This window comes from Pectobacterium sp. IFB5596, assembly GCF_021432585.1.
Lineage (GTDB): Bacteria > Pseudomonadota > Gammaproteobacteria > Enterobacterales > Enterobacteriaceae > Pectobacterium > Pectobacterium punjabense.
The window spans coordinates 1-21,206 of sequence record NZ_LXFY01000006.1 but is presented as its reverse complement, the minus strand read 5'-3'; the positions used below and the strand labels follow the sequence as shown (position 1 = coordinate 21,206).

General features: G+C 48.4%; 22 protein-coding genes and 6 pseudogenes. 14 read left to right on the top strand and 14 right to left on the bottom strand.

Annotation, left to right across the window (positions count from 1 at the left end; all coding sequences use genetic code 11):
- The first annotated feature begins 82 nt into the window (after positions 1-82).
- Complete coding sequence (locus A6301_RS07205; protein ID WP_205541896.1) at positions 83-1,048, top strand: chemotaxis protein; 966 nt, start codon at positions 83-85, stop codon at positions 1,046-1,048.
- 143 nt (positions 1,049-1,191) lie between these two features.
- Here A6301_RS07205 and A6301_RS07200 read toward each other — a convergent pair whose 3' ends face one another.
- Both A6301_RS07200 and A6301_RS07195 read right to left on the bottom strand, forming a co-directional pair.
- Positions 1,192-3,405, bottom strand: coding sequence for a TonB-dependent siderophore receptor (locus tag A6301_RS07200; protein WP_234257438.1), 2,214 nt, complete (start codon positions 3,403-3,405; stop codon positions 1,192-1,194).
- 178 nt (positions 3,406-3,583) lie between these two features.
- Positions 3,584-4,861, bottom strand: coding sequence for a TetR family transcriptional regulator (locus A6301_RS07195; protein ID WP_370642185.1), 1,278 nt, complete (start codon positions 4,859-4,861; stop codon positions 3,584-3,586).
- A gap of 93 nt (positions 4,862-4,954) precedes the next feature.
- Between A6301_RS07195 and A6301_RS07190 the strand changes: the two genes are divergently transcribed.
- Positions 4,955-6,211 carry a multidrug effflux MFS transporter gene (locus A6301_RS07190; RefSeq protein ID WP_107170268.1) on the top strand — a complete coding sequence of 419 codons (1,257 nt, stop codon included), beginning with the start codon at positions 4,955-4,957 and terminating at the stop codon, positions 6,209-6,211.
- 46 nt (positions 6,212-6,257) lie between these two features.
- Here A6301_RS07190 and yghU read toward each other — a convergent pair whose 3' ends face one another.
- Both yghU and A6301_RS07180 read right to left on the bottom strand, forming a co-directional pair.
- On the bottom strand, positions 6,258-7,097 hold the full coding sequence (gene yghU / locus A6301_RS07185; protein WP_107170267.1) for a glutathione-dependent disulfide-bond oxidoreductase: 840 nt from the start codon (positions 7,095-7,097) through the stop codon (positions 6,258-6,260).
- A 153-nt stretch (positions 7,098-7,250) separates the two neighbouring features.
- Positions 7,251-7,862, bottom strand: coding sequence for an NAD(P)-dependent oxidoreductase (locus A6301_RS07180; protein WP_107170266.1), 612 nt, complete (start codon positions 7,860-7,862; stop codon positions 7,251-7,253).
- Positions 7,863-7,964: 102 nt separating this feature from the next.
- Between A6301_RS07180 and A6301_RS07175 the strand changes: the two genes are divergently transcribed.
- The 3 genes and pseudogenes from A6301_RS07175 to A6301_RS07170 all read left to right on the top strand — a co-directional run.
- Positions 7,965-8,405, top strand: coding sequence for a helix-turn-helix domain-containing protein (locus tag A6301_RS07175; protein WP_107170265.1), 441 nt, complete (start codon positions 7,965-7,967; stop codon positions 8,403-8,405).
- A 34-nt stretch (positions 8,406-8,439) separates the two neighbouring features.
- Positions 8,440-8,568 carry a hypothetical protein gene (locus A6301_RS22400; RefSeq protein ID WP_255764392.1) on the top strand — a complete coding sequence of 43 codons (129 nt, stop codon included), beginning with the start codon at positions 8,440-8,442 and terminating at the stop codon, positions 8,566-8,568.
- A 29-nt stretch (positions 8,569-8,597) separates the two neighbouring features.
- Positions 8,598-8,717, top strand: a pseudogene (locus A6301_RS07170) (transcriptional regulator); the annotation flags it as partial.
- A 42-nt stretch (positions 8,718-8,759) separates the two neighbouring features.
- On the opposite strand, the gene A6301_RS07165 reads toward A6301_RS07170, so the two are convergent.
- Entirely contained in the window at positions 8,760-9,764 is a 1,005-nt protein-coding gene (locus tag A6301_RS07165) for a threonine/serine dehydratase (RefSeq protein ID WP_107170264.1), read from the bottom strand.
- 52 nt (positions 9,765-9,816) lie between these two features.
- Between A6301_RS07165 and A6301_RS07160 the strand changes: the two genes are divergently transcribed.
- Positions 9,817-10,164 carry a helix-turn-helix transcriptional regulator gene (locus A6301_RS07160; protein WP_107170263.1) on the top strand — a complete coding sequence of 116 codons (348 nt, stop codon included), beginning with the start codon at positions 9,817-9,819 and terminating at the stop codon, positions 10,162-10,164.
- Positions 10,165-10,184: 20 nt separating this feature from the next.
- On the opposite strand, the gene A6301_RS07155 is transcribed toward A6301_RS07160, so the two are convergent.
- Positions 10,185-11,441, bottom strand: coding sequence for an MFS transporter (locus A6301_RS07155; RefSeq protein WP_234257436.1), 1,257 nt, complete (start codon positions 11,439-11,441; stop codon positions 10,185-10,187).
- Between the two features lie 66 nt (positions 11,442-11,507).
- Between A6301_RS07155 and A6301_RS07150 the strand changes: the two genes are divergently transcribed.
- Positions 11,508-11,972: a helix-turn-helix domain-containing protein gene (locus A6301_RS07150; protein ID WP_107170262.1), complete on the top strand. Its 465-nt coding sequence runs from the start codon at positions 11,508-11,510 to the stop codon at positions 11,970-11,972.
- A gap of 122 nt (positions 11,973-12,094) precedes the next feature.
- Here the strand turns inward: A6301_RS07150 and A6301_RS07145 are convergent, their stop codons facing one another.
- The gene (locus tag A6301_RS07145; protein WP_107170308.1) at positions 12,095-12,445 is read right to left on the bottom strand and encodes a gamma-glutamylcyclotransferase; all 351 of its coding nucleotides are present in this window, start codon (positions 12,443-12,445) and stop codon (positions 12,095-12,097) included.
- Positions 12,446-12,582: 137 nt separating this feature from the next.
- A complete protein-coding gene (locus A6301_RS07140; protein ID WP_234257435.1) occupies positions 12,583-13,626 on the bottom strand; it encodes a hypothetical protein in 1,044 nt (347 codons plus the stop codon).
- A 269-nt stretch (positions 13,627-13,895) separates the two neighbouring features.
- Between A6301_RS07140 and A6301_RS07135 the strand changes: the two are divergent.
- The 5 genes and pseudogenes from A6301_RS07135 to A6301_RS07115 all read left to right on the top strand — a co-directional run bounded on the left by A6301_RS07135 (position 13,896) and on the right by A6301_RS07115 (position 16,148).
- Positions 13,896-14,137, top strand: a pseudogene (locus tag A6301_RS07135) (DNA-binding protein).
- Between the two features lie 49 nt (positions 14,138-14,186).
- Positions 14,187-14,585 (top strand): hypothetical protein, encoded by a 399-nt coding sequence (locus A6301_RS07130; protein WP_234257434.1) that lies wholly within the window; start codon positions 14,187-14,189, stop codon positions 14,583-14,585.
- A gap of 151 nt (positions 14,586-14,736) precedes the next feature.
- On the top strand, positions 14,737-15,060 hold the full coding sequence (locus tag A6301_RS07125; protein WP_205541915.1) for an antibiotic biosynthesis monooxygenase: 324 nt from the start codon (positions 14,737-14,739) through the stop codon (positions 15,058-15,060).
- Positions 15,053-15,445: an amino acid-binding protein gene (locus tag A6301_RS07120; RefSeq protein WP_205541917.1), complete on the top strand. Its 393-nt coding sequence runs from the start codon at positions 15,053-15,055 to the stop codon at positions 15,443-15,445. The genes A6301_RS07125 and A6301_RS07120 overlap by 8 nt, the downstream gene beginning before the upstream one ends.
- A 1-nt stretch (position 15,446) precedes the next feature.
- The gene (locus A6301_RS07115; protein ID WP_205541919.1) at positions 15,447-16,148 is read left to right on the top strand and encodes a helix-turn-helix transcriptional regulator; all 702 of its coding nucleotides are present in this window, start codon (positions 15,447-15,449) and stop codon (positions 16,146-16,148) included.
- 396 nt (positions 16,149-16,544) lie between these two features.
- Here the strand turns inward: A6301_RS07115 and A6301_RS07110 are convergent, their stop codons facing one another.
- Both A6301_RS07110 and A6301_RS07105 read right to left on the bottom strand, forming a co-directional pair.
- Positions 16,545-16,688, bottom strand: a complete 144-nt coding sequence (locus A6301_RS07110; RefSeq protein WP_205541921.1) for a hypothetical protein — start codon at positions 16,686-16,688, stop codon at positions 16,545-16,547.
- 35 nt (positions 16,689-16,723) lie between these two features.
- Positions 16,724-17,406, bottom strand: a pseudogene (locus A6301_RS07105) (IS110 family transposase); the annotation flags it as partial.
- Between the two features lie 66 nt (positions 17,407-17,472).
- Here A6301_RS07105 and A6301_RS07100 point away from each other — a divergent pair.
- Both A6301_RS07100 and A6301_RS07095 read left to right on the top strand, forming a co-directional pair.
- A pseudogene (locus A6301_RS07100) lies at positions 17,473-18,464 on the top strand (IS3 family transposase); the annotation flags it as partial.
- A gap of 53 nt (positions 18,465-18,517) precedes the next feature.
- Positions 18,518-18,850 (top strand): annotated as a pseudogene (locus A6301_RS07095) (helix-turn-helix domain-containing protein).
- Positions 18,851-19,008: 158 nt separating this feature from the next.
- Here the strand turns inward: A6301_RS07095 and A6301_RS07090 are convergent.
- The 4 genes and pseudogenes from A6301_RS07090 to A6301_RS07075 all read right to left on the bottom strand — a co-directional run.
- Positions 19,009-19,680 (bottom strand): hypothetical protein, encoded by a 672-nt coding sequence (locus tag A6301_RS07090; RefSeq protein ID WP_234257433.1) that lies wholly within the window; start codon positions 19,678-19,680, stop codon positions 19,009-19,011.
- A 250-nt stretch (positions 19,681-19,930) separates the two neighbouring features.
- Complete coding sequence (locus A6301_RS07085) at positions 19,931-20,008, bottom strand: DUF4400 domain-containing protein (RefSeq protein WP_234257482.1); 78 nt, start codon at positions 20,006-20,008, stop codon at positions 19,931-19,933.
- A gap of 44 nt (positions 20,009-20,052) precedes the next feature.
- Positions 20,053-20,724: pseudogene (locus A6301_RS07080) on the bottom strand (IS1 family transposase).
- A 52-nt stretch (positions 20,725-20,776) separates the two neighbouring features.
- On the bottom strand, positions 20,777-21,206 hold a 430-nt coding region (locus tag A6301_RS07075), incomplete at its 5' end, for a site-specific integrase (protein WP_234257432.1).

The following is a 21,206-nucleotide window of genomic DNA, read 5'->3' as shown; positions in this document are numbered from 1 at the left end:
GATGTTAGTTCATGTTTACTCACATCTCGAATGTTGCCTGATTACGCTATACCTATAAATAATGACTCGCACTGAGGAAAGCATGGATAATTTTCAAAAAGAGATTGATGAGAGAACAAACCTCACTTCTGCTAATAAATTCGAACTCTTATTATTCCAGCTGGGCAAATCACCTGACGGTGGCAAATCTGAGCTGTTCGGCATCAACGTGTTTAAACTGCGTGAAATTGTGCCGATGCCTACGTTGACCAAAGCGGCGGGTATGAAATCGCCGATGCTGGGTATGGTCAACATTCGTGGGCAAATCATTCCCGTTATCGATCTTCCTGCGGTGGTTGGTAGCGCACCGGAAACCGGACTGAACATTCTCCTTATCACCGAGTATGCACGTAGTACGCAGGCATTCGCGGTCGAATCGGTAGACGATATCGTTCGTCTGGAATGGAGCCAGGTGCTGGCTGCTGAAGCAGGCGTGAGTAGCTCGTATATTACCAGTATCGCGCGTCTCGATAACGACAAAGACAGTAACCGTTTGGCGCTGGTTCTGGATGTTGAACAGATTCTGTTTGATATTATTCCCGGCGATCGCGAAACCAAGCTCAAGAATGCGGAAGAGAAGATTTATCCCTATACGCCAGGTGCGATTGCCATTGTGGCGGAAGATTCCAAAGTCGCTCGTTCGCTGCTTGAGCAGGGGCTAACCCAGATGGGTATTCCGTTTAGTATGCACATCACGGGACAGGATGCCTGGAACAAGATACGGCAAATTGCGAAAGAAGCGCAGTCAGAAGGGCGACCGATTTCGGACAAAATTTCATTGGTTCTGACCGATTTGGAAATGCCGGAAATGGATGGCTTTACGCTGACCAGAAACATCAAGCGTGAGGAATATCTGAAAAATATCCCCGTAGTGATCCACTCATCACTGTCTGGTAGCGCGAATGAAGATCACGTACGCAATGTCGGTGCGGATGCTTACGTCGCGAAATTTGAGATCAATGAGTTGTCGACGGCGATTCAGACGGTGCTGAACAAAGCACGCCGTTAATTAGTCGAACGATGGCGCTACAACATTCGGCCTTTACCTCCTCCTTTACAGGAGAAGGCAGAGGCCGATTTTTTTAGCCGCTAATTATCGGAATAACGTGTTCTTTGTTGCGCTGAACAAGTTCAGCCAGAAAGGCATCGCTATCAGAATGAGGTTGTTACCCCCGCATAGTAAGCGCGTCCTGGTTCGTTATAGGTCGACGCACCTTGTGCCTCACGGTAAATCTGCTTATCAAACAGGTTGCTGATACCCGCATTGACGCGCAGATTCTTGTTGAACTGGTAGTTCACGCCCACACCTGCAACGGAGTAGCTACCGATTTCGCGTGAAGAAAGTCCGTTGTTAACTTCGGTTCGATTGGTGGCGTACTGACGTGGTTTCTGCTTACCGTACAGGGTCCAGTTGACGTTGGCGGACAGTTTATCTGTTGCTTGCCAATCCAACATCGTGTTGACGGTATATCTCGGGATGATCGACAGTGGATTGCCGGTGTCTTTATTTTTCGACTCGATCATATAGGTTGCGTTGGTACTCCAATCTAGCGTGTCTTCAACTACTGGCACCAGCAGGTTGGCTTCCAGCCCTTCCACCAGTGCTTTGCCGCCATTTTCCCAGCGCAACACCGCAGCATTAGACTGTGTTGAACTCAGCAACGTTGTACCGGAAACAATCTTGTTTTTGTAGTCATTGCGGAAATAGGTCATACCCGCCTGCCAACCAGCATGTTTGAATTCCAGACCAATTTCTTTGTTGACGCTGATTTCGGGGGCGAGATTGTCATTACCCATCAAATAGCAGCCGTTTGGATTACTTATGTTGATTGGGCAACCGTTACCACGTGAATAAAGCAAATAACCGGTAGAAGATTGATAAAGATTTGGTGCCTTAAACGCACGCGCAATACCCGCTTTCACACTGAACATTTCGCCCAACTCCTGCTGAATGTTCAGACTTGGGCTGTAGTTACCGCCAAATTTGTCGTGATAATCGAAGCGCAGACCGGGAATCACCTTGGTACCGGGGACGACTTCGATATTGTCTTCAAAATAGAGCGCGCTGAGTTCGGCGCTATTTTTGCTGCTGCGCTGCCCTGGTTCGGCGGAGATACCGCCAATATTACTATCGATAACGTTGCCGAAGCGGTCGGTAGGGCGATAACCTGTCGAAGCAGGATCGTTCAATTGCTCACGGTTCCACTCTGCGCCGAGCGTGACGGTTTGTTCCGCCCAGAATTCAAAAGGAATGTTAAGTTCACCATTCAGGCGATAGTTTTTTAGACGACTCGTTTTATAATCATCGCCTTCAATAGAACCTTCTGTGCGGCCTGTGAAACCTTCCTGTAAACGGGTGTTGTTGGTTTGATCATAGGAAAAACCTAGCTTGGACTGGCCCCAATCCCAGATGCCATTGTGGGTGATGGCATAATTCTGGCGGTACATTCTGTTGGTCTCTGCCCCGCGTTGCCCCAGCAATTCTGGTGTGTTACTACCCAGCACGCTGGGATCGAGGCTGAACTGGGTATCCCCAGTATAAATATTACCCTGACGACTATAGCCCGCTTCAACATCAACAATTTGCTGCGGCGAGAGTTTCCAGGACAGCAGCGTATTGAGGTCTTTATTACGCACGCCTTCACGTCCTGCGGCGGCAGAACCATTCTGATTACGGTTGATATCCCAGCTGTCGGAATCTGTTTTATTGATATTGCCGTACAGACGCATGGTAAGTGCATCACCGGCCAGCGGGCCGCTCAGATTTATATTGGCACGGCGCGTGGCGCCTTCTTTGCTGTTTTCCGGCTGGTTGCCGTACAGCGAGAGTGAGCCAGTCCAGATATTGGACGGGCGCTTGGTGATGATATTCACTACGCCGCCTGCGGCACCGGAACCGTAGCGCGCTGCGGCTGGGCCACGTATAACTTCAATACGTTCCACGTCTTCGACGGGCACCCAGTTGGTATCGCCTCGGGTATCGCGTTCGCCATCCCAGGCGTAGCGAACCGCGTTACGCGAAGTCACGGGGCGACCATCGATGAGAATCAGCGTATTTTCCGGCCCCATGCCACGCAGATCGATTTGGCGGTTGTTGCCTCTGGCACCTGTGGCGCTGTTGCCCGTCAGGTTCACGCCCGGCATTTTGCGGATGATGTCAGAGAGATCGTTAACGGGGGGCGTTTTTTTAATGTCTTCCGCCGTGATAATAGAAACGCCGGGCTGCTGTTTTAATTCCTGTTCGGCGGTGGCTTTGACGGTCATTACATCCTCATCGGCAGCCTGCGCTATACCCAGATGTGCTCCAAGTAGTCCGGCAACGATCAAAGCCAGTGGTTTTATGGTATGGAATTGCTGTTTGTGCATTTTTTATTTTCACCCCTACAACGCGCAGATATACGAATACAAACGAGAGTCATTTGCGTTTGGTAGTTTGATAAAAAATAGTACATATGTACAGTTTTTTGTAAGGACTGGCGCAAGAAGGGGGAAATGAGAGAGCCGCAGTGGGATTAAACGGTTTCCCTGTGAGAAACCGTATGGCTTAGCGAAAAGCGTTATACAGCCCTGAAACGGACTGGTAGACCAGATCGCGTGGCAATGTGCGCTCATGTTTCTCCAGCAGTGCACGAATGAAAAAACCGTTCAGCAGCGTACCTAGCGGGAGTGCGGCGCTATCGGGAGCGACCATTTTGATGATAGCGACAACCGTGTTGGACCATTCGAGCGCGATCGGACGCAGGGAAGGGCGTGAAATAGCGGCGGTAAAGAGTTCATACTCGCGTGCCAGTTCATCAATATCCTCGATGCCACGCATGACAAAATCGGTCAGGACATCGCATGGATCGTCATGGCGGCGTGTGTAAAACCAGCTAAACATGTCGTCGCGAAACAGCGCAATCGCGCTAATCATCACGGCATTTAGCATGTCATCCAGACTCGTAAAATGGTAGGTAGTCGACCCTAACGGTATGTGAGCATCATGCGCGACGGCACGGTGTGTTAGGGCGCTAATGCCGTCACGTTTGATGAGGTTCGTGGCAGTTTCAACAATGTGAGCGGCGCGTGGGTGCACCGTTTCCAATCCTTTTCCGCTTGGCGTGACGCCTTTTTCTGCCAGCCAGGCGATCGCTCGTTCGGACGTTGTTTCGCCAGCAAGAACGATAGGCGTTTCTCGTGAGGAAAAAGCTGGCTGCATAACCTGGGGAACGGAAAGGGGGTGTGCAATAACCGTATATTTAGCATCGTCCGGCTGGAATAAGGATGTGGCATCATCGAGCATTGTCTGCCGTTCCGCGTGATCTAGCGTTACGAAGCCCAATCCTTGTAACAGGAAAACGCCTTCTGTGGCGAGAAAGGCCAGACGGATACGCCGCATGGCTGGTGTAGCGTCACGTAGCCGATCCAGCCTGATGCGATAAAATTCCCGCACGGGTGCCAGCATCGAAGGGGAATGAACCAGCGCGGTGAGTAAGCCAACGGCGCGAGATGTCGTCTCTTCTTCTTCCTGAGCAATAGCCGCGATGTGACCCAACACATCGGCATAGGGCTGGCTGGTATAGCGTGCGGTTTGCTGTTGTGCCTCCTGCTCAAAACGGGCAAGTTCACGTAACAGCATGGTCATGATCAATCGATCTTTACTGGGAAAGCTATAGACCAGCCCGCCCTTGCTAATACCCGCTTCCGCGGCTACTGCGTCTAATGTGAAGCGATGCACGCCATCGCGCAGCAGTACCTTTTCCGCTGCATCCAGAATCAGATCGTTTTCAATGGTTTTTTTGCGCGCCATCACATTGCCTTGTATTTTCGACTGGTCAGTCATATATTGCGCTCAGCAATACGCATCTTATCCGATTCGCATTTGCTTTGCTGTCGGTTATTCATGATTAAGTGGTCTATTTTTGAGGTGTTATCGATGTCTGATTCGTCTTTATTGGCGTCGCGCAGTTTTGTTCTCATCGGTATTTTAGGCATCCTATGCGCGTTTGATGCCATGTCGATTGATATGTATCTCCCTGCTTTTCCTGCAATCCAGCAGGATATTGGTGCGGATGCCGCGGGAATGCAGACCTCGCTGTCTGTCTTTTTGATCGGACTGGCGCTTGGACAGCTGGTTTATGGTCCGCTGACCGATCGCTATGGGCGAAAAGGCCCATTACTGCTGGGCATTGTGCTATTTTCCCTCTCATCTTTACTTATCGCTCATGCGCCTACGCTATCGTGGTTTGTCTTCTTCCGCCTGATGCAAGGTCTGGGTGGTGCAGCCGGGTTGGTGATCCCGCGTGCCATCGTGGCCGATTTGTACTCGGAGCGTGATGCCGCAAAGGTGTTCTCGCTGCTTATGCAGGTGATGGCCATCGCGCCGATTATCGCGCCGCCGTTGGGCGGTGTTCTGCTTGGCACGCTGGGTTGGTCAGCCATTTTCTGGGTGCTGACGATTGTCGGTTTGCTGATGCTGTTTGCCACCTGGCGCTGCGTGCCGGAAAGCCTGCCGCGGCGTGAGCGTGTCGGCGGCGGCATGCTGTCGGCCTTGACTGGTTATGCCGTTTTGCTGCGGCAGCGGAAATTCATGGGCTATACGCTGTCTGGATCTTTCGTGATGGGCGGCCTGTTTACCTATATTGGCGCGTCTGCTTTCATCTTTATTGAATACTTCCATCTGTCGCCGACGACTTACAGCTACATTTTTGCATCCAATGCGCTGGGTATGGTGGTGCTGGGACAAATCAATATCTTCCTGCTGAACCGCTGGCGTGAATATCAAATCTTGCCTATCGGCATTGCCCTGCATGTTGCCGGAGGATTGGTGCTATGTGGTGTACTGCTGGCTGGCATAACGTCGTTGTGGATTATCACAGGATTGATATTTCTCACCATGAGTTTCCTGAGCCTGGTGTTCGGCAATGTGGTGGCCGTGGCGATGAATGCGGCACCGGGGCAGACTGGTTCAGCTTCCTCGCTGCTCGGCGTATTGCAGTATGTCTTTGGTGGGGTTGCGGGCGTGATTATGGGAGTGGTGCATGATGGTACGCTGCTTCCGCCAGTGATGTTGTTAACAGCCAGTGCGATAGGTGCGCTACTGAGCTGGTGGTATGCCTGGCGACAAACGGATATTGATGTTATGGAAAATACGTTGACGGATAACCACGCGCCGGAAAGGGAAGGGAGCTAAAGGCGAATCGGAATGCCGCCAGCCTCGTTCGGCAGGCGGCAGAAGGTTAATCCAGATCGGATGCCTGATGGCGTTCAGCAACCTGTTCAGCCTCTTCTCCCCAGGTCCGATTGACCTTCCGACCGCGAATCACCGCTGGACGGGCAGCAATCTCGTCAGCCCAACGAATCACATGCGTGTAGTCGTGTACGGATAGGAACTCTGCGGCGGAGTAAAGCGCGTTCTGTACCAGCCCGCCGTACCACGGCCAGACAGCGATATCAGCAATGGTGTAGCTACTGCCCGCCAGATAGCGATTTTCCGCCAATTGACGGTTGAGAACATCCAATTGGCGCTTGGTTTCCATTGTGAAGCGGTTAATCGGGTATTCAAATTTTTCCGGCGCGTAGGCGTAAAAATGCCCGAATCCACCGCCAACGTAAGGGGCGGAGCCCATCTGCCAGAACAGCCAGTTCAGGGTTTCCGTACGCGTGGCGAGGTCGTTTGGCAGCAGCGCCCCAAATTTCTCGGCCAGATACACCAGAATAGAACCCGACTCGAACACGCGAATCGGCTTTTCGCCGCTTTGGTCGAGTAACGCGGGGATCTTGGAATTCGGGTTGACGTCGACAAACCCGCTGGAGAACTGATCTCCATCGCCTATCTTAATCAGCCAGGCATCATACTCTGCACCTGTATGACCCAGCGCTAGCAGTTCTTCCAGCATGATTGTCACTTTCACGCCATTCGGTGTCGCCAACGAATAAAGCTGAAGCGGATGTTTGCCAACAGGCAGCGCTTTTTCGTGTGTTGGACCGGCTATCGGACGATTAATATTGGCGAAAGCACCGCCGGAAGACGCGGGCTGCCAAACTTTTGGCGGTACATAAGTTGGGGAGGTAGCCATTCAAAAACTCCTTATGCATGAAAAGAGAGCGAGTTAAGTCAACACCATAACAAACTCATGCATTTTGCTGATACCGTTCTGTTCTATATCTTCCTCATATTGATATAAAGCGAGACCCGCACACTGTTAAAAGAGGCGGGTCGTCGTCAGTGCTCAGTAGCCGACGGTAAAACGTTGGCGAGAATGCGCTGGGTTTTCAATTTCATCAACGAGCGCGACAGCATAATCTTCAAACGAAATGCTGCTGCCCTTATCGTTACTCAGCAGCGCATCTTTACCGAGACGGAATTTACCAGTACGTTGGCCCGGAACAAATTCGGCAGACGGTGAGAGGAACGACCAATCAAGGTCTTTCTCTTGTTTTAACAAGTCGAGGAATGCTGCACCGCGAGAGGCTTCAGGACGGTAAGCATCAGGGAAATCAGGCTGATCGATCAGACGCTGACCCGGTGCAATTTCAAGACTCCCCGCTCCGCCGACAACCAGATAGCGCTTCACGCCTGCGGCTTTAACGGCGGCAATCAAGATAGCGGGATCGGACGAGCCAAATTTAACGGCGCTGACTACCGCATCATGCCCTTTGAAGAGCGCCACTAATGCATCGTTGTCCAGCGCGTCTCCCTGCTTAGCCGTGACGTTCGGTAGTGAGGCAATCTTTTCAGGATGACGTGCAATCGCAGTGACCGTATGCCCACGGTCAGATAATTCTTTAAGAATACGTGAACCAGCATCGCCTGAGGCGCCAATGAGAGCGATATGTGACATGTGAACTCCTTATTTTCTTATTTCGAGACTAAGTGACAAAAATAGACTATAGACCCTCTGGATGGTACATTGCCGACTTTTCCCCGACAAGAAGTCACCAGCATGCAACCAGGTCACACAACAATGACTACTGACACCATCATCAGTGATGCGGTTAACCACAAAGCATCGCCAGCGGAAAGTCACGACGATGTTACGTTTGACCATCCTTGTCCGATCCGCGATGTGTTGGATCGCATCGGCGATCGCTGGAGTCTGTTAATACTGGAGGCGTTGGCGGAAAAGACACTGCGCTTTAACGAATTAACTCGTCATATTGACGATATTTCACGGCAGATGTTGTCACGCACGCTAAAGCGCTTAGAGGCTGATGGTTTCATTCATCGGACGATCTATGCGGAAGTTCCCCCACGCGTGGAATACACGCTGACACCATTAGGGCACTCTTTTTTACAACCCATGCAACTGTTGATTCAGTGGGCCGATCAGAATCATGCAGAAATTTGTCGTTCTCGCCGTCAGGCCAGACAACGCGATGCCTGAATGGCCATTTGACCTATATTTATAAGGGGGGTCTGTGTGGGTGATTAAAACGACGGATGGGTTTGACGGCTGGTTCAGCACATTAAGCGACATCGATCGCGCTTGCCGATCGGGAATTCACTCATTACCTGGAAAAATCAGAGAAGAAGGACTACTGCCATGAGGAGAACGTTGGAACAGCTTCTTGCAGATGAGAAATCCAGTCGTGATCTGAAACTTTCTACACTCAAGCGCTATGTTGAAGCGACCGGCAGCAAGCTACGTCTTGATGTTGAACTGCCGGATGGCTCTCATTATGAGTTCATGCTGTAACGCCTTCTTCGTATTTTTATTACGAAGAGGGGGCTTGAATGTCTACTTGTTTACATTGTCTTTCGCCTCATCAAGCAACGTAAGATAGCGTTGGCTTGAAATATTCCTGCCAGTGACGACACAGACGGTTTTACGTCCTCCAATCTCCTCCGCGTAGCGAACGACTCCCGCGACGGCTGGCACGCCTGATGGTTCGACAACATGGCGGTGAAGGTCGAGCATTGACAGCATTGCGGCTTTGATTTCAGCTTCTGACACCGTGAGCACGCGATCGACACGGTCACGCACCAGCGGCCAGGTCATCGCGCTGGGCTCTATATAGCCACTGACGCCTTCGGCGATGGACGGTGCCAGATCGACGGGAAGCGTTTTACCTGCCTCTTTCCAACGGGCGAATGTCGGGCTGGCTTCACTTTGTATTCCCCACACTTCGATAGCGGGGTTAATGGCTTTGGCTGCCGTCGCAATCCCTGAGATGAGCCCTCCACCGCCGATGTTTACCAGGATTATCTCCGTATCCATCCAGTCTTCCAAGATCTCAAGACCAACCGTGCCGCCACCGGCAATCATGTGTGGATTATCGTAGGCAGAAACGAAAGTGGCACCCGATTGTTGTGCAGCAACAATCGCCGCCTGTCGTGCTTCTTCGATGTCATCAAAAAACGTAACACGAGCCCCACAGTTTTGCATGGCTGCAACCTTCATTGGGTCCGCCGAGCGTGGCAAAAATATGCTTACGGGGATGCCTGCCACTTGTCCGGCATAGGCGAGCCCTAAGCCGTGGTTTCCTGCTGTCGGGGCGATGACGCCAGCGTGGCGCTGTTCCGCATCCAGATTGGCAAGAACGTTTGCCGCCCCCCGTAATTTGAAGCTACCGGTCTGTTGAAGATTTTCCATTTTGAGTCGGATTTCTGCACCAACAAGAGCGGATAATTCCTGTGAGTGGTCGAGCGGCGTTCTGCGTATCGTTGTTTTAATCTGCTGAGATGCGGCGTAAATATCTTTCAACGTCACAGAGTCGGTTGCCCTTTGGTGTTTGCTTGTCATAGTATTCCCCTATCAACTGTATATGGAAATGACTATATAGGTATTTGGCTATATGAACAAGCATGCAACGACAACAGCCGACCTACTACGGGCGCTAGGCAATGAGCAGCGACTCATCATTTTGGAATGGTTGGCCGATCCTCGGGCACACTTCCCGGAACAACAGGATGGTGATCTGGTTAAGGACGGAGTATGCGTAGGGTTTATCACTGAAAAGCTAGGCTTGAGCCAACCGACCGTCACCGGCCATCTTCAATATCTATCGAAAGCCGGAATCGTCACCTCGAAACGTATCAAAAACTGGGTGTTCTACAAGCTCGTCCCTGAGCGTTTAGGCGAGGCCGTTGCCGTATTATCTGAGCTTGCACAGGTTGCCTCGCATCACCATAAGCCGTCATAGGCCGTTAAGTCTTTACGTCATCACTTTCCCTGAGACTTGGCTGTGTGTTCCCGTGCAGCCCACTTTGGCAGGTAAGCGAATGCGATGGCGGCAAGTATCATGCTGCCAGCGATAAAAAAGGTGAACTTTAGGCCACTCGCGAGTGAAGATGGGGTGGCATGGGTAAAATTTTCCGTCCCAGTACTCAAGGCGAAAATCTGTCCCATGATAGAAGCACCGACGATGAGCCCAATGTTACGCGATAGGTTAAGCAGGCCGGAGACCGTGCCGCGCTGGTTCCCGGGAATATCGGCAAGGGTGGCCGTGTTATTTGCCGCCTGAAAGAGCTGATAGCCTGGCGTCAGGACAACCATAGAAAGAATGTATCCCGTGACGCCAAGCAAATTGGGTAAGATCGCCAGCATAAAGGTGCCAGCAATCACAAGAGAAAGTCCGACGTATAGGGCGCGTCTAAATCCCCAGATATCGACCAGTCGTCCCGACGGAATCCCGCAGAAAATCGCAATAGCAGGGCCGACTGCCATAACAACGCCGACTAAGGTTTCATGTAGACTCAGACCCAAACCAAGGTAGTACGGGCCGATGATTAACGTTGTCATCATGGCAGAAGCGACGGCCGCATTGATAGTGAGATTCGGCAGAAGCGTCATGTAGCGAATCGGTGATATACCTGAGAGCTGCGCCTTTGTTTTAACCTGCGTGGAGGGGAGCAGGGTGAAAGCAAGAAAAAGAACGATGATTACCAACGGGATCTGCACCCAGAATAGACTACGCCACCCTGCTGTTGTAAGAAGCCATCCCCCGACAGAAGGGCCAAGCGCGGTACCCAACGCGGATACCGCTCCCAATATTCCCATGGCTTGCCCGACATGCTTCTCACCGGCCGTCTGCCTCAGTAGCGCCATGCCGAGTGTCATTAGGAAAGCTGCACCGATACCCTGAAGTGTTCTTGCAACGATAAGTTGCCACAGTTGGGGGGCAAGGGCGCACAGTAGTGAAGCGATAGCAAAGAGCGCAAGGCCTGCGATAAAAATGGGCTTTAGTCCATAACGATCGCCAAGACGGCCTGCAATGACAACCGAGATCGCCATGGCTGCAAGATAAGCGATGACGACGGCCTGGACCTGTGCGAATGGCGCAGAAAATATCGCCGTCAGTGTTGGAAGGGCAATATTGGCAATGCTTGTTCCCAGTGAGGCTGACAGTATCGACAGCGCGAGTGTGATGGTGATCCCTGTTTTGCTCTTCTCCGGTTCGCCTGAATGGTTAATTACCATGTTTTATCCTTGTCATAATGTGGGTTCCAGAGCATGCTACAAAGTAAAGTCAACTTGAGGTCAAGCATGAAATTTCTGGATATTGGCGAAGTCGTGGAGAAAAGCGGAATCAAGCCTTCGGCGCTGCGTTATTACGAGGAAATCGGACTGATTACTTCGGTATCTCGGCATGGGCTCAGGCGGCAGTTTTCTGAAGATGTGCTGCTGCAACTCAGGCTAATTACGATGGGGAAGGCGGCTGGATTCTCACTTCAGGAAATTGCTGGCATGTTTAACAAAAATGGCATGCCGGATCTGCCACGTACCGTATTTCATCAGAAGGCCGACGACATCGACCAGCAAATTCATGAGCTGAAGATATTGCGCGACACGCTGCGGCACGTTGCTGACTGCTCTGCGCCATCGCATATGGAATGTCCCACCTTCAGGAAGTTGGTTGATGCTACACATCGTAGGCGGCAGACGCGTGAAAAGACGGGCAACACAGCTATTCGAAAAGTGGTACAAAGTATGAAGAAAAAGAAGGCTTGATATTCTGTCAGCGCCGGAGAGAACGCCGTGTTTATATTTGGGGCCACGGCAAGTGAACTGGCCTCATTAGATCGGCACTACGGGCGACCAATCCCACGCTAATCAACTTTCATCCATATTGTCTACTGGCCTGTTTGTGGCTGTAACTGATAAACCCATGCCGTAATTTTCTGGCCTCCCGCTGTGGTAACGACAGCCTCAACGCGATCGTAGCCTTCCTCAAATTCATCTAGCATCGGCCAATGTGCTTCAAGGCTATCGGACAAAAACAAGTAACCGCTGACGCGCGACTCGCTATCATCCAGTACGATCCCAGGAAAACCCACGGCCGCACCCCAGCCACTTTCATAAAATGTGCCAGTCACATAACCCGACAACCATTCCCCACCGATGTTTTCCAGAAGATATGCATTAGCGTGACCCGGACGTAACGTACCGTAGACAAATAAGCGCTCCCTCTTTCTCTCGTCAATCAAAGCAATGAACTCCTAAAGTGTGAAGAATGCTGTTCAAGTTAGAATCTAATAAAGCGGTTTGCAATAGGTTCCCTACCGCTGCTGAGTAGTGAATCGTGCTGGGTGCATAGCGAGTCCCTCAAAGGGACGGAGGCTCAGTCATTCACGCGGTTCAGGATCTTTTCCAGATTTTCCTCACAGTCATACTTATGCAAATAAGCTTTAACGTCTCGCGTCCAAGATTCACCTTTACCGAGCACGGCCCGGCTGTGAGTGGATGCATACAGATAGCGGGTATCATAGAGATTGATTAACGTCTGGTTGACCCCTTCAACACTGCACCCCGGGTTCTTGCGTTGCTGTTGCTCCAGTGCGCGGAGAATACGTTCCTGATGCTCAGGTGCAGGGGGAAACGTCCGTTCATTGAGTTCGCTGAGTACCAGAAATAACGGCGGGATGCCTTCCTCTATCGCGGCTTGTAGACGGTAGTGGCCGTCAAGGATTACAAATGATGCCAGCCCAGCGACATACCAGACCAGCACTGGCGGCAACATGCCTTCACGACATTTTTTACGCCACCACTTCAGACGCCCTGTCTCGGTTTTTACCGCATAACGCCCTAACAGCAGATTTCCCCCCCACCACCAGTCCACCAGACTCACTTTTTGCGGATTGGTCAAATCAGGGAAATCTTCGCCATAAAGCACCCAATTACATCCTATATTTCCAGTACTGGCTGGTGAATGAAAATGCCAGTTTTCGACGGTGGCTGTCTGCTGAATGGTATAGGGGGCGCTACGACCGAGGGATGCCATGGGCCTTAATAGCCAGCGGCGCTCAGGAAGTAGCGGCTCAGACGTCCGCGTTAACTGCCGAGCGAAATAGCGACACCACTCGCTTACCCATGCCTGCTCGCCCCGTTTTTTTACTGACTCCACCTCATTTGAGGTCACAGGAGATAATAAATCCTGTTGGTCAGGGTGATCGGCATTAAACACCAGCCAAACGCCAGAGTGATCTTTCAGCATTGAAGCCCAGAAAAGCGCCTCGCCCCGAAGCTGTAGCGACATACGCCCGTGGTGACCACTGAGCATTTCTATACTACTTTGTTTTGACGGTGCTTGACCTTGAACGATCAGCTCCAGCCCCTGCCAGACATTATTTCGATCAAGTAAATCTTTCCACCAATAGTGTGCCACTTGGCTCTCCGTGGTTTATTTGCAAATAGGTTAAGGCAAACAAGATTCAACCATTCGGAATAATCGATGTCCAGCTTCAGCATTTTGGCTCAAAGGTTTCCTGTTTGAATTCGAGAGAAAAATGGGTTTGATTCGTTATCCTAAATCAGGATGAAAACCAAGACCCTGTTTATTGGAAGTTAAAAATGACAGTTGTTTGATATTCAGACGTAATGAGTATTCCCTCGAAAGAGGGAAATAACATGACCGATAAAAATAAGGAATATAATATGATTGATGAATTCCACGTAATATATATGTATAGAAAAATCCAAGTTGAAGCGGCTACAACTGATCTAAAAACGCTGGAACAGCTTTTGAAGAAGTTCCGCAAAGTGGTAGCAGAGCATCGTGAAGAATACTATCAGGAGATTGGTGAGAAAAAGGCGCGTAAATTAAGGGTAAATAGGATGCAAAAAATACGTGAGCAAATGGGCGTGACAGTATTTTACCAGAGGAGCTGATTGACTGATAGTAGTCAGTCATAATAATGTATGCTTCATCAAGTAATGGAGGCCATTATGGGTTGGGAACTTCATATAGTAAGAACAGAAAATTGGTTTGATAGCGCAAGTAATCCAATAAGTAGTGAAGAATGGCTTCAGCTTGTTAATGATGATGGGGAACTATCGATAGATAAAAAGAATGGGGATTTTTATGCTGTATGGAGCGGCCAGAGTGAACATGATGAACCTTGGCTTGAGTGGAATGATGGCGGAATTTCAACCAAGCATCCCGACGAGGCCCTTTATTGCAAGATGTTGCAGATCGCTAGCAAGCTAGGGGCAGTTGTTGTCGATGAGGATGGTCATAAATATTTGTTACCAAGTGACCTTATAAACCCATCATGGGTGAACCTATCGCCTGATACTAAAAAAAATTCTTTGTGGGATAAGTTAATTTCAAAACTAAAAAAATAGGTTTGAAAAAGATAGATTATCAACAGAAGAGTTTTGCCACTGACATCACCATAGGTGCTATCGACGACATCCATATTTCGCCCTCCATCGAAGTGTTCAGCAATGAAAACGGTACAGTCATACCCGTGTCTAATACATAGAGGGTAGGAATGTGATCGCAGTGCTTTTTGAAGCAGATGTTATTCCCACACAGCAAGAGCGTTATCTCCAGCTTGCTGCTGAATTGAAACCGCTATTAGCCGATATTGATGGTTTTATTTCTATCGAGCGTTTCCAGAGTCTGACAGCAGCGGGAAAGATACTGTCATTGTCTTGGTGGCGGGATGAAGAGGCCGTATTGCTATGGAAACAAAACGTTTTGCATAAAGCAGCTCAGGCAGAAGGACGTCAATCTATTTTCTCTTTTTATCGCATCCGTATTGCCCATGTGCTCAGAGACTATTCATCAGAAACCCGAGGTCAGGCCGATGTATGACATCCATGTTGTTTTAAATAATGCGCCGGGCGAACTGGCGGCACTGGGGACGGTATTAGGTCAAAACGATATTGGGCTTGAGGGGGGGGGCGTATTTACCGTCGCAGACAAAGCACATGCGCATTTTCTTGTTGAGAAGGGGGATGCTGCCAAAGCCGTGCTGGAAAACGCAGGATTTCAGGTTGAAAGCGTATGCAGGCCATTGATCCGAAAACTTAAGCAAGAACGTCCCGGCGAGTTGGGAGAAATTGCGTCAACACTGGCTGAGAAGGGAATTAATATTCTGTGCCAATATAGCGACCATGCAAACCAGCTGATCCTTGTGACCGATAATGATAGGCTTGCCAGTAAAGCAACGGAGAAATGGGCTGTCGTGCCTGAGTAACATGTTAAAACACGCTAATTCAACAGATAGCGGTGATGCTCTGGAACATTCAATGGCGGCCTTAGCTGCTGCCATGTCTGATCCGTCCCGCATAAAAATGCTCTGCGCTTTGATGGATGGACGTGCATGGACAGCGACAGAGTTAAGTGCGGTCGCTGATATCGCGGCATCAACTGCCAGTGCGCATTTATCCCGGCTGGTTAGTGAGGGGCTGATTACCTGCCTTTCGCAGGGGCGTCATCGTTATTACCGTCTGGCTGGAACAGACATAGCCGGGCTGATTGAAAATCTGATGGGCGTATCATGGCGCTCAACATCAGCAGCTAAAATCAGCACACCTTCCTCATTACGGGTTTCCCGGACATGTTATGACCATTTAGCCGGTGAGATCGCGGTTCATATCTATGATTTTATGGTTGCTGAAGGTTGGGTTACGCCAGATGGTGCGTCAATGACGCCATCAGGACAAGAACAGTTCCGAGAATTAGGTATTATGTCCAAGCCAAAAACACGACGTAAAACGTGCTGTGGCTGCCTTGACTGGAGTGAACGGCGATTTCATCTTGGTGGTGAGGCTGGTGCTGCCTTTTTTGCGCATTGTGAGAAAAAAGGGTGGTTAACCAGAATACCGGGGTTCAGAGAAGTAACTATTACTGCCAGTGGGAAACTGGTATTCAAAAAATTATTTAGGTTGTATATATGATGGTTGTGATTCATAGATATGAATTTAATTTTCTTAGATCAAATTAAATTTTGTATTTTTCTCTCTCGTATGTGGCCATCATTTGGGTGATAGTTCACATGGTTGACATCAGAGTACGGTATTTTATCGGAAAAATTTAAATGGTGTTTCATCGTATGTTTACCGTTGTTATACTACATTCTAAATAACATCACCTCCAAATTACGAAGCCTGTGTAATTTCATAGTTAGGGTGATTTTATTTGGTCTATTTTAGTTTCTGGTGGCGCTTAGGACTATAGTTTTCAAGGCTGAACCATACATCTACATAATCTAGGTCGAAAATAGCATAACGGTGACATACAAGCTCCGAAAAATTAAAAATCTCATAGGAGGAATTATTGTGGAAGGAATGTTATTATCGTTTTCCTAAAGAGGGTAATCCGTCAGAAATAACTACTTTCTTTGCACCAATATATTGATCCATTATATCAACAGAACGTTTCTTTTCTTTGTTATTTTCATGGTTTTTTGTGGGCTTTCCTTGACGTTCTATTTTCATTTTAGCATGGGATAGAATTATCAATCTGTGAGACCAACAGCCGTGGCTGTTTTAGGACCAATGCCTTTAACTTTGGCAATGCGTTGACAGGTTTCTGATTGCCTGAAAACAACATCAATTTCTTTATCAAAAAAGTTTATACGACGACCAAGATCGTTAAAGAGATCATAGAGTTCTGCAATTGTCCTCCGCATTCTGGCGCTGAGACCATTTTCAGCATCTTCAAGGATAAGCGGAACTGCACGACGAACTCTTGAAACTGCTGCACCGATGGTTATTCCCCGGTCAAGCAGCAGTCCTCGGATTTGGCAGACTGTCGCAGTACGATGATTGACAATACGCTGTCTTGCGCGGTGCAGAGCCTGAATATCCTGCTGTTCAGGGCTTTTCGGTGGAACAAACTGCATCGTAGGTTGCATCAGAGCCACAGCTATCGCCTGCGCATCATTGCCGTCATTTTTTGGCCACGGACAAACGGTTTTACATACTGAGGGCTAATAACTTTTACTTTATGTCCCAGTTTTTCAAATTCACGCTGCCAGTAAAATGCCCCAGTGGATGCCTCGACACCAATCAGACATGCCGGAATATTCGCCATAGTCTGGAGTAATTCTTTTCGTCCAGTGCGTTTTGTATAAACCGGCTTACCGGCCTGATTTAATCCGCAGAGCTGAAAGATATTTTTAGCCAGATCAATGCCCAGAAATACGACATTCATGGTGATTCTCCTGCTGAACGTATTTCGTACAGTTAACCGCAGAGGGGGGAGGTAGTCCATCCCATTAACTGGAAAGCCAAATACTGCGGCATGGTGTCCTCCGATATTAAGCGAATGAAAGAGCTGGAAGAAGAGAATCGCCGATTAAAGCAGATGTACGCATCCCTCAGCTTAGATCATGAAATTCTTAAGGATGTTGTAGCAAAAAAACTTTAGCGGTGCCTGAAAAGCGTGAGCTGGTGCGTTATGTCATGACGGAACATCAGGCCAGTGAGCGACGCGGGTGTCGCATTATCGGTATTAGTCGAAGTCTGTTGCATTACCGCCCGAACACGACACGGGATCTGCCGGTGGCCGAGGCACTACAAAAATTGGCGCATCAGTATCCGGCCTATGGCTTTGGACTGATGTTCAATAAGTTACGCCAGGCAGGATTACCGTGGAATGCAAAACGGGTTTACCGGATCTATCGTCTGTTAAAACTCAATCTTCGACGCAAAGGGAAAAAACGCTTACCAAACAGGCATCCACAGCCGTTGGTTATTCCGCATAAAATGAACCACTGTTGGTCAGTTGATTTTATGAGTGATGCCTTGATCGACGGTCGGCGATTCAGGTTATTTAACGTCGTTGATGACTTTAATCGGGAAGCGCTGGCCATCGACGTTGATTTGAATATACCGGCTCATCGTGTTGTGCGCATTCTGGAACGATTAAGCGCAGAACGAGGCTACCCGGCTTTTATACGAAGTGACAATGGGCCTGAGCTCACCGCCGCCACCTTAGCCGAATGGGCCGAACGCCACGGCGTGATATTCGATTTTATTCAGCCCGGAAGGCCGATGCAGAACGGGTTTATCGAGCGATTTAACAAAACGCTGCGAACAGAAATACTCGATATGTATCTGTTCAGAACATTGTCTGAAGTGCGCGAACTCACTGAAGACTGGCGCCTAGAATATAACGAAGAACGCCCGCATAGCTCACTGGGTGATATGCCGCCCGTTATCTATGCGAGGCAAAAACTCGCTGGAGACCCTCATTGGCGGTGGTACTAAAAACCGGAGGGACTACAGTATCAGTACTCTCTCAAATTACGATTATCGTAGTTATGAGCACTCATCGACCACACAGTGATATTTTCAGTAAACGTTTAAAGGATGCCCGGCAGCTTCACGGGCTGTCCCAGAAAGGGCTGGGTATCGCTGCCGGGATTGACGAGTTCGTTGCCAGCGCGCGCATCAATCGGTATTAAAAGGGCGAGCATGAGGCCAATATAAAGACGATTCAGCAGCTGGCGGATACGCTGGACGTGCCGTTAGCTTATTTTTACACCGAAGATGATGAATTGGCTGAATTGATTCTGGCGTTTCAGGAACTACCGCCAGAAGATAAAGCGGAAATTCTGACGCGGGTAAAAATCCGGACTGAGTCGTATCGTTGATGGTGGGATGTTTTATCACATCGTGGTCTGAGTGTGCTGCATGAGAGTTTTTTCAGAAAACTAATTGGTTAAATCGGGGGGTATACGCTTATATCCCCTAAGAAACTATTACTTACATACTAACAATCTCTCAAGGGATGGCTATAAGTAACGAAATTTCATCTCCCCAGCAGATTTTTTAACCTCTCAAAAATTCCCTTGGCATTTTTTGTTTTTGAGGATGCTTTATCAATATTTTTAATATGATTAATAATTCTTTCTTCTGATGCTTTTGCTTCCTGAGATGAGTGTTCGCTGTAATATTCACCTATCTTAAATATAGTTATTGTTAAAGTGGTCCCAACTTCAAATGCAATAATTAGCCTGGAAACTCCTGATTCTGCTGCTATTTTTGAGTCACCTAATGTGGCCATTACCATAATAGAATAATAAATACTGTTCAAGTATGTAGAAAAAACATCAAAAAAATAATCATAAAACCCGCTGATTGAATACATGTTGTAATATGAATGAGGTTTTATTACTCTCAGCCCTGACATCAACATTTCTTTTTGATCTACCATGGCTATAAAAAAGTAGACTCCCGCACATAAAACTGCAAGTGTAATAAAAAGGAACTTCAGTTCTTTTACTGATGTTTGTTTTTTCCCTAATTTTTTTATAATATCAACTAATAGCTTTCCCATATATGCATATAAAACTAATATTATTATAAGCAATAATGGCTTAATGGTATTAAATTGATGGGAGTATGGTAGGGCAATACTCATAATGAAAACACAAACAGTGAAAATTAGGTTCTTTGTATAAATATTACTCAAGCCTTCCATAAGGTTCCTCAGTAAGTGAAATATTGTTTTATACTAACAAATAGATATTATCAGTAATTAACAATCCCTGAAAGAATTAATGATTCATAGATACTAAAAACTCATTAATTAAAGTGCTGTATGTAATTTGATAATTTATTTCAATAAGGTTTTTTTTGCGATCGTGTTACATGAAAAATTATTTTTTATTTATAATATATGGGTGATTTCTATCAATGGTTAATATTTAATCAATTGGTGAGCTTACCAGTTACATATACTTCTTAAGCGCCCCTACAGTAATTGAAATCGTCAATCCCAGCAGACATGCCGCAGGCAATAAAATCACACAGGGATTAACGGAAAACGGAAGCGAAAGGGTGATGCATCCAATTAGTAGAACATATGTTTTTCAATGAACGTCCCGATGACTTTTTCATGCAATTCAATCGAGCGTGAGAAACAGAGTGTTTTCCGTGCCAGACGTTTAATGCGAGTCCTTAGTGTCAGGTTGTTACGCTCTATACGCTGGGTAAAAATTTTTCCTGTCAGATGCTTATCCTTCGGCACTTCTCTGGCATAGCTGCCCACTCATCACTGGTTACCATTCCGATAGTAAACGGAGTAAGGAGCGCCAATAACTCACGGCAGGTTTCATCACGTGGGCGCCAGTACACCGCCAGTCTTGGTGTTATACGCGTACTAGAGCCAGTGCTGGTAGGTTTTACTGCCAACAAAACTCCATTGTTCATCGAGTTCGCAGATAAGTGCCACATCAGCATGAGCTACCGGAGAGGACGTTATTCGTTTTGGCGCGAGTTTTTTAACGTTCGAATGACGGTGTTTATGCCAATTTTCAACGACCTTGCGGTATTGCGGATCCCTGTGCCGTTGAAAGCCATTGCGGTGATTTGTTCTTTGACACCGGGCTTACGTGCTTCGTAGGTATAAGTAAGTAGAAACACGCGGTGGCAGTCACTGCATCGGAATCGGTCACGGCCTTTAGCCGTGGCGATAAACCAGAGCAGACTGACAACGAGGACAATGAACATTAACGCTGGCCATAAGAAAACCTTAAAAGCGAACATTATATATCACAATCAACCAATTGGATGCATCACCCTCGGTTGGTATCCAAATAATCCGACCACCATTGCATCATCGCTTTTCGGGCATCGAGATATTCTGCTTTATGGATGTAAGCCGCTCGTACACTATTGCGTTCCTGATGGCTCATTTGACGCTCAACGGCATCCTGCGCCCACAGTCCAGATTCCATCAGCGCGCTACAGGCCATTGCCCGGAACCCGTGGCCGCAGATTTCATCTTTTGTGTCATAACCCATCAGGCGTAAAGCCTTGTTGACCGTGTTTTCGCACATGGGTTTATACGGATTATGATTACCGGGAAATATGAGTTCCTGATGCCCGGAGATTTCCCGTATCTGCTTCAGAACAGCGATGGACTGACGAGAGAGGGGAACGATATGCGGCGTGCGCATTTTCGCGCCACGCCCTGAGTAGCGGACACCGGGGATAGCTTCGCGT

Excerpts from the sequence above, each read along its gene's own strand:
- A6301_RS07165 (WP_107170264.1), bottom strand. The coding sequence starts at position 9,764 with ATGACAAGCAAACACCAAAGGGCAACCGACTCTGTGACGTTGAAAGAT.
- A6301_RS07190 (WP_107170268.1), top strand. The coding sequence starts at position 4,955 with ATGTCTGATTCGTCTTTATTGGCGTCGCGCAGTTTTGTTCTCATCGGT.
- A6301_RS07200 (WP_234257438.1), bottom strand. The coding sequence starts at position 3,405 with ATGCACAAACAGCAATTCCATACCATAAAACCACTGGCTTTGATCGTT.
- A6301_RS07155 (WP_234257436.1), bottom strand. The coding sequence starts at position 11,441 with ATGGTAATTAACCATTCAGGCGAACCGGAGAAGAGCAAAACAGGGATC.
- A6301_RS07110 (WP_205541921.1), bottom strand. The coding sequence starts at position 16,688 with ATGAAAATAGAACGTCAAGGAAAGCCCACAAAAAACCATGAAAATAAC.
- A6301_RS07120 (WP_205541917.1), top strand. The coding sequence starts at position 15,053 with ATGTATGACATCCATGTTGTTTTAAATAATGCGCCGGGCGAACTGGCG.
- A6301_RS07180 (WP_107170266.1), bottom strand. The coding sequence starts at position 7,862 with ATGTCACATATCGCTCTCATTGGCGCCTCAGGCGATGCTGGTTCACGT.
- A6301_RS07130 (WP_234257434.1), top strand. The coding sequence starts at position 14,187 with ATGGGTTGGGAACTTCATATAGTAAGAACAGAAAATTGGTTTGATAGC.
- A6301_RS07160 (WP_107170263.1), top strand. The coding sequence starts at position 9,817 with ATGAACAAGCATGCAACGACAACAGCCGACCTACTACGGGCGCTAGGC.
- A6301_RS07150 (WP_107170262.1), top strand. The coding sequence starts at position 11,508 with ATGAAATTTCTGGATATTGGCGAAGTCGTGGAGAAAAGCGGAATCAAG.
- yghU (WP_107170267.1), bottom strand. The coding sequence starts at position 7,097 with ATGGCTACCTCCCCAACTTATGTACCGCCAAAAGTTTGGCAGCCCGCG.
- A6301_RS07115 (WP_205541919.1), top strand. The coding sequence starts at position 15,447 with ATGTTAAAACACGCTAATTCAACAGATAGCGGTGATGCTCTGGAACAT.
- A6301_RS07205 (WP_205541896.1), top strand. The coding sequence starts at position 83 with ATGGATAATTTTCAAAAAGAGATTGATGAGAGAACAAACCTCACTTCT.
- A6301_RS07175 (WP_107170265.1), top strand. The coding sequence starts at position 7,965 with ATGCAACCAGGTCACACAACAATGACTACTGACACCATCATCAGTGAT.
- A6301_RS07090 (WP_234257433.1), bottom strand. The coding sequence starts at position 19,680 with ATGGAAGGCTTGAGTAATATTTATACAAAGAACCTAATTTTCACTGTT.
- A6301_RS07195 (WP_370642185.1), bottom strand. The coding sequence starts at position 4,861 with ATGACTGACCAGTCGAAAATACAAGGCAATGTGATGGCGCGCAAAAAA.